Origin of the sequence: Paraburkholderia sp. GAS41, from assembly GCF_050436545.1 — a bacterium.
In the GTDB taxonomy this organism is placed as follows: domain Bacteria; phylum Pseudomonadota; class Gammaproteobacteria; order Burkholderiales; family Burkholderiaceae; genus Paraburkholderia.
In genome coordinates this window covers 1-6373 of the sequence record NZ_JBNDMK010000058.1, presented here as the reverse complement: position 1 = coordinate 6373, position 6373 = coordinate 1, and the positions used below count along the sequence as shown (strand labels likewise).

Sequence of the window (6373 nt, the reverse complement as noted above, 5' to 3'; positions counted from 1 at the left end):
CGTGTGCACCCTGCGTTTTTTTCCTTCGCTCATTCTCTGCCATCCTTTCGCGGACGACAGCTTAAACTACCGTCTCAAACTCGGGGTCCACTTTACCCGGCATCCTGCCGAATTGATGGATGTGTACAACGTTGAGCGGTCATTGCGGGGTTGTTGCGCCTGTTGTCGTACTAACCGTTTTCAGTGGCGTGGATCCGGTGTGCGCCACAGTGGATGAAGGCTCCTCCGGGAAGACCGTTTCCCAACCACCGCCGAGGGCCTTGTAGAGGGTGACGAGATTGACTGCAGCGTCTGCCTGACTCTGCGCAAGATCGCTTTGGGCGGCCAGCAGGTCTTTCTGCACGGCGAGCACGTTGAGGAAGTCAATGGCACCCTGACGATAGCGTTGCTGCGCGACCGAAAGCGCGAGCTGGTCCTGCTGCACCACCTCCTTCAAATTATCACGGCGGCGCTGCTCGGCATCGTAGGCAGACAGTGCATCGTCCACTTCATGCCAGGCCTGCAAGACCGTACGCTGGAAGTCGATCGCCGCTTCCTGTTGCTGGGCCTTGCGCAACTGGAGCGTGCCCCTGAGTCTTCCGCCCTGGAAAATCGGCATCGAGATGGAAGGACCAAAGACGAACTGATGCGAAGCCCAGTCGCCCAGACTCGAAAGCTGGAGCGACTGCGAGCCAAGGCTACCCGTGAGCGAAATCTGCGGATAGAAGTCAGCCTCTGCAACGCCAATCTCGGCAGTTGCAGCGTGCAGCTGTGCTTCCGCACGCCGGATGTCGGGGCGGCGTCGTACCAGTTCCGACGGGAAGCCGATCGGCGCACGAGCCGGTAGCGATGGAATATCGCGCGCGTCTACCAACATCTGTGCGAGTGCACCGGGTTGTTCGCCGAGCAGGAAGCTGAGTGCGTTGATAAGCGCGTCGCGGCGCGCCTGGAGCGGCGGCAGCCGGGCTTCGATCGATGCAACCTGCGCCGACGCGTTGGCGACATCGAGAGGGGTTGTAGCGCCCTCGGTCATGCGCAGTCGTGTCAGCTTGACGGTAGAGTTGGCCAGCGCGAGATTCTGGTTCGTGATGTCAAGCAGGGTCTGCGTTGCCCGTAACTCGATATAGTCACGGGCAAGCTCGGCTTGCGCGGACAGCAAGACAGCGCGGCGCTCCTCAGCCGAAGCCTGCACTGCCGCGTTAGCTGCTTCCACGCCGCGCCGCGCGTGGCCCCACAGGTCCAGCTCGTACGATGCATCGAAGCCGTACTGCCAGAGATTGTAGGGGGGCGATCCGCTCGATCCAGGTAAGCTGGAGACACCGAATGCGGTGCTTCCATTCGCAGATTCGGGCTGTACTCCGGCGGGAGTGGTGCCCAGCAGCGAAACGATGCCATTCGGGCTCGCCCGCTCGCGGTCGTAGGACGCCGCACCGCTTAACGTCGGATACAGTTCCGCACCGGCGATGCGTAAGCCCGCCCGGCTCTCAAGCAGGCGCACCGAAGCGGCCTTGACGTCAAGATTGTCTGTCGCGAGCCGCGACTCCAACGCAACCAGGTCGGAGTCACCCAGCAGCGCCCACCACTGCGGGGCGAGCGTTGCCTCGACGGGTCGGCTCGGTGCCGCAGCCTGATTGGTGCGACTGAAATCATTGGGGGCTGCAACATTGGGCCGCTGGAAGTTCGGTCCAAGCGTGCAGCCCGCAAGCATGGCACTGGACAGCAGGGCTAGCAGAACGGGCCGAATAGACAAGGAGGGTTCCATCAGTTTGTCCCCGTCTCTTTAACTGATGTGTCACCTGCTGCGACATTGACCGTCGGCTCGACCGAGAGGCCGACACGCAACCGGGCTGCTCCCGGCTGACCCGGATCGAGGATGATCTTCACCGGCATGCGTTGCACGATCTTCGTGAAGTTGCCCGTTGCATTGTCTGGCGCGACCGGTGCGAACGCGATACCCGTCGCCGGTGCAACGCTATCGACATGGCCGGTCAAGACAAGACCCGGAAAACTGTCCACTGTAATGCGAGCCGGCTGGTGCGGGTGCATGTGGTCAAGCTGGTTTTCCTGAAAATTGGCGACGACATAGGCCTGTGACAGCGGTACCACGGCTAGCAACGGCGTACCCGCAGCAACGATTGCGCCAACGCGGATCGAGCGCTGCCCAACCATACCGTCTATCGGTGCGCGGATTTCCGTATAGGACAGGTTAAGCTTCGCCTGATCGAGCGCGGCCTGGGCGCGCGCCAACTCGCCGAGCGCCCTGGCGCGCCCGGCATGCAGAATATCAAGGTCCTGCTGCGCAGCTTGCAGAGCAGCACTGTCGCGATCGTGGTCAGCCTGCTGCTGATCAAGCGCGGTCACGGCGTGCTGCTGCTCCTCCATCGTGCCAGCGCCACCAGCGGAGAGATTGCGATAACGCGTGGCGTTGGCACGCGCGAAGTCAATGGCGGCTTCGTCGGAGTGCAAGGTCGCTTGCGCCTGTGCGACGAGCGCAGGATGCTGCGCAATCTTTGCGTCAAAATCACCCACGGTCGCCATCGCTACATTCAGGTCACCCTGCGCACTGGCAAGGGCCGCACGATAGTCGCGATCGTCGATACGCGCCATTAGCTGGCCCGCTTTCACCACCTGGTTGTCGTCGACCAGAACTTCAGCAATCTGGCCGGCAACGCGCGGTGCAACAAGCGTGTAATCGGCGGTGACATAGGCGTCGTTTGTCGACTCAGCGACGGGTTGGGACAGCAGCTTTGTGCCGCCCCAGCCGCAGCCGGCTAATAGCAGGGCTAACGCCCCGAACAGGACGGGCTTTCTGGATGGATGGGTAGAGAGTGACATTTTCGATGTGTTCAGCGAGAAGTTGTCTGGGTGGGCGCGCGGGGCGGACGAACACGCACAGGCACGATGGGAATGAGCAACACAAGGGCGGCGGCAAAGACCGCCATGACGAGATAGAGGTCCGACGACATGAGTACGATCGCCTGCTCATGAATCCTGCCGGCCAGTTGACCAAATGTCCCCGCGTGATCGGCGGCCAGTCCGGTGAGCAAAGGAGCGCCGCCCAACTGGTCGACAAGCATCGTGGAATGGTAGTGTTCACGCGCGGTGCCAAGCCCTTCCACCAGTCCGATGCCAATCGCCCCGGCAAAACCCTTCACCATGTTGAACATCGCCGACGCGAACGGGCCCTCGATCGGCGGCAGCCCTGTAGTCGTTTGCAACAGCAGCGGAATCACGGCCATTGGTTCGCCGACCGTTAGAAGCGCCTGAAGCAGGTAGAAGTTCTCGCGCACCCAGTCCGACGTCACAAAGGTCCCGAGGGCACAGGAAAGCGCGATCAGGCTCAGGCCGATCCCCAGCACCCAGCGGCAGTCAACACGTTCGATGTTAAGGATCGCCGCCGTAAGCGGTAGAGCGACAAGCTGCGGCAAGGCGACGACCAGCGCCAGCGGTGCAATCTGCAGCGGTCGATATCCACGCACCTCAGCGAGATACTCGGCTGGAATGACAGACACCGCCAACAGGATCACCAATACGCCTGCAAGCGTAATCAGCGAATGGGTGAAATTGCGTCGGACCAACAACCGCAACTGAAAAAAAGGCAGCGGGTGCGACCACTCGTTCAACAGGAACAGACAGAACAGCAGCCCCCCTCCGATGAGCAACACGCAGATCAGCGGCGAGTTGAACCAATCCAGCCGGTCGCCCTGGATAAGCCCGATCACCATCATCGAGATGGATGGGAAGCCGGTGAGCAAGCCAAACCAGTTGAATGAGCGAAAGCGTTCCAGCCTCAACGGATCTTGCGGCAGACCATAGGCGACCGCCGCGCTGCTCAGGAGTCCCAGCGGCACCACCTGCCAGAACACCATGTGCCACCCGACGTACTCGGTCCACAAGGCAGCTAACGGTGTGCCCAGGTTGGGTCCGAACGTAGCGGTCAGCGCATAGCTGGCAAGCCCATACAGTCTGACATTGGGCGGCAGATAACGCAGCGCTGCCGTCATCAGCATAGGCGGCAGGCATCCACCGGCAAGCCCCTGCAGCGCCCTCAGAACGCAGAGCGTTCCAACATTGGTAGCGAACGGACAAAGGAAGCCCAGGAATGCAAACGCGAGCACCGCGCCAATGGTAAAACGTCGCAGCGAGAAGGTCACTGAGCACCAGGGCGCGAACGCCATGGCGGTGACATTCGTGGCCTCAAAGAGCGCCGTCAGCCAGGTTCCCTCGTCGTGACCGATGGACAGCGCACCACGCACGTCGATCATTGCCACGTCGGTGACGTGTTCGTTCAGCCCGGCGGTAAACGAAGCGAGCAGCACGCCAACCAGTCCGATCGCAAGCCGTGGCCCGAAAACCGGTGGCGTAGGCGCTGCGGGTGCCGGCGCCGCAACGGCTGGCGCAGGCCCCGTCGGCGCCGGGGATATCTGCTGACTTGGCGCGGGGGGCGCCAGAAATTCTACAGTCGTCATAGTGAGGAATCCGAAAATACGCACGCAGATGTAGATGACAGGCTACGGTGCGCAGCTTCAGGGCAGATCGCTTTCAGAGCCGCAGCAACGCTGCAGGCCCGTCGGGACAGCGACCTGCATGTGGCGAACAAATATATATGCAAACTCGGCATGGCTTACACCCGGTGTGTTTAGAAGACATAACGTACTCTAGCAACTCCTGATTTGGCCGTACCGTTAAGGAATGACAATCATCGTCGCAATACGGACAACCGCTCAGAAAGACGTTTTTCAACTTCAAATGAGTGGTTCACCGGCAACGATTCGCATCAACCTACGACTAAGTGGCAAACCTGTTCATGCGCTTGCAGGCCTTCCAGGCGTTGGAAACCAGGCATAAATTTCGACGCCCTATTTCCTGATTGATACATCTGGAATACTTATGTTTTTTTGTTGGGTCATCTTCCCCAGGATGTCGCCATCCTTACGTCGAAGCCTCAATTCATTTACTTCCGTCCGCTCAGATACGCGGTCGGCGCGATCCCTAGCGTGCGCCGGAACATCGCAGTGAAGGCGCTGGGACTGTCATAACCGTGCTCCATCGCAACCTGCAGCACCGAGGCACCCGCGGCAAGACATGGCAAGCTCAGCAACAACCGCATGCGGCGCAGCCATTGCCCGAAGCTCATACCAAGTTCGCGATGGAACATTCGGGAAAGGGTTCGCTCGCTGACGTTGATCTCTGCGGCGAGATCGGCGAGTGTCACGGGCCCAGAAGGACTTGCGATCAGCTGCTCGCACAGGCACATGAGTCGCGGGTCTTGCGGCATGGGCACATGCAATTGCAACCGCGGCGCGACCTCGAGCTCGTCGAGAATCAACTCCATGACCCGATGATCCCTACCTCCAAGCTCGTAGTCCAGCGGTATGCGCGTCGCGGCGACGATTGCCTCCCTTAGAAACGGCGACACTTCGATGACTTCGCACGCATCTGGAAGACCAGGACGGGCATCAGGCGCCACAAAGACCGTGCGCATGCTGACGTCGCCAAAGAACCGCACTGCATGGTCCGATCCAGTCGGCATCCAGACGGCGCGCCCCGCGGGTACGACCCAACTCCCGTGCTCGCTTAGGACCGTCATGACGCCACTCAGCGCATGAATCAGTTGGGCACGCAGGTGACTATGCGGTGGAAAATAATAGCCGTGTAAGTAGTCGCTTGCCAAAGCCGCAATTGCGCGGGGTGACTGCTGGCAGTCCTCGATGGTTCGATTGCTTTCCATGGTGCAAAAATTTAGCTGTTTCCCAAATTAGAGTAGCTGGGCCATACATCGTTGGAAGACGGTCCCTTGTCTTGCCCATGCCTCACGCAGTTGGCTATGGACCCTTCTGTGAACACGACCTCTGATTGCCACATAAAGCTTCGCGTCATTGAAGGTTGTTGACTGTCCCAGTGTTTCACTGGTAATGTGTGTCATTGCACGGACTACTAATCATCTCTCTTCGTTGGTCAACGCTTTCCTTACAGATCGCCGGAATCGAAACTGTCACGCACGACGGTGTATGGGTGACCGGTAACTTCTGAGGCAGTGGACCATCATCATCGGTCGTCCCTGCCTGGCAAGCGTTTCCTTGGCCCCTTGATAAAGTGCCGATTCTGCTTACTACTTAGCCGTACCCCTCGAAAAGGTACCGCTAATCTAGATAACCTTCGCAAGCCAATCCTGTGACTGCATTCTAGGTCTGGGTGCAATTTCGGGCTTATCGCAGCGTCCCATCGCTTATCAAAACATCCAGGCACGTACCTGGTAGTCCAACTCACTGAGCGGATTTCTTTGGGAATTCCTTCGGTTTCACCCGCTCCCGTGCTTCAACCGGCACTCTCTTATCAGACAGTCCAGCTTTATGAGGGTCCGGGTAGGCACTCCAGGTGCATGACCAATACC

Annotated in this window: 4 protein-coding genes; all 4 read right to left on the bottom strand. The window is 59.7% G+C overall.

The window, feature by feature from the left end; genetic code table 11:
• Positions 1-139: 139 nt before the first annotated feature.
• The 4 genes from P3T43_RS35215 to P3T43_RS35200 all read right to left on the bottom strand — a co-directional run bounded on the left by P3T43_RS35215 (position 140) and on the right by P3T43_RS35200 (position 5710).
• Complete coding sequence (locus tag P3T43_RS35215) at positions 140-1741, bottom strand: efflux transporter outer membrane subunit (protein ID WP_429285604.1); 1602 nt, start codon at positions 1739-1741, stop codon at positions 140-142.
• Positions 1741-2814 (bottom strand): HlyD family secretion protein, encoded by a 1074-nt coding sequence (locus tag P3T43_RS35210; protein ID WP_429285603.1) that lies wholly within the window; start codon positions 2812-2814, stop codon positions 1741-1743. The genes P3T43_RS35215 and P3T43_RS35210 overlap by 1 nt, the downstream gene beginning before the upstream one ends.
• A gap of 11 nt (positions 2815-2825) precedes the next feature.
• The gene (locus P3T43_RS35205) at positions 2826-4448 is read right to left on the bottom strand and encodes an MFS transporter (RefSeq protein WP_429285602.1); all 1623 of its coding nucleotides are present in this window, start codon (positions 4446-4448) and stop codon (positions 2826-2828) included.
• A 485-nt stretch (positions 4449-4933) separates the two neighbouring features.
• Positions 4934-5710 carry an AraC family transcriptional regulator gene (locus P3T43_RS35200; RefSeq protein ID WP_429285601.1) on the bottom strand — a complete coding sequence of 259 codons (777 nt, stop codon included), beginning with the start codon at positions 5708-5710 and terminating at the stop codon, positions 4934-4936.
• Positions 5711-6373 lie beyond the last annotated feature (663 nt).

Excerpts from the sequence above, each read along its gene's own strand:
- P3T43_RS35215 (WP_429285604.1), bottom strand. The coding sequence starts at position 1,741 with ATGGAACCCTCCTTGTCTATTCGGCCCGTTCTGCTAGCCCTGCTGTCC.
- P3T43_RS35210 (WP_429285603.1), bottom strand. The coding sequence starts at position 2,814 with ATGTCACTCTCTACCCATCCATCCAGAAAGCCCGTCCTGTTCGGGGCG.
- P3T43_RS35205 (WP_429285602.1), bottom strand. The coding sequence starts at position 4,448 with ATGACGACTGTAGAATTTCTGGCGCCCCCCGCGCCAAGTCAGCAGATA.
- P3T43_RS35200 (WP_429285601.1), bottom strand. The coding sequence starts at position 5,710 with ATGGAAAGCAATCGAACCATCGAGGACTGCCAGCAGTCACCCCGCGCA.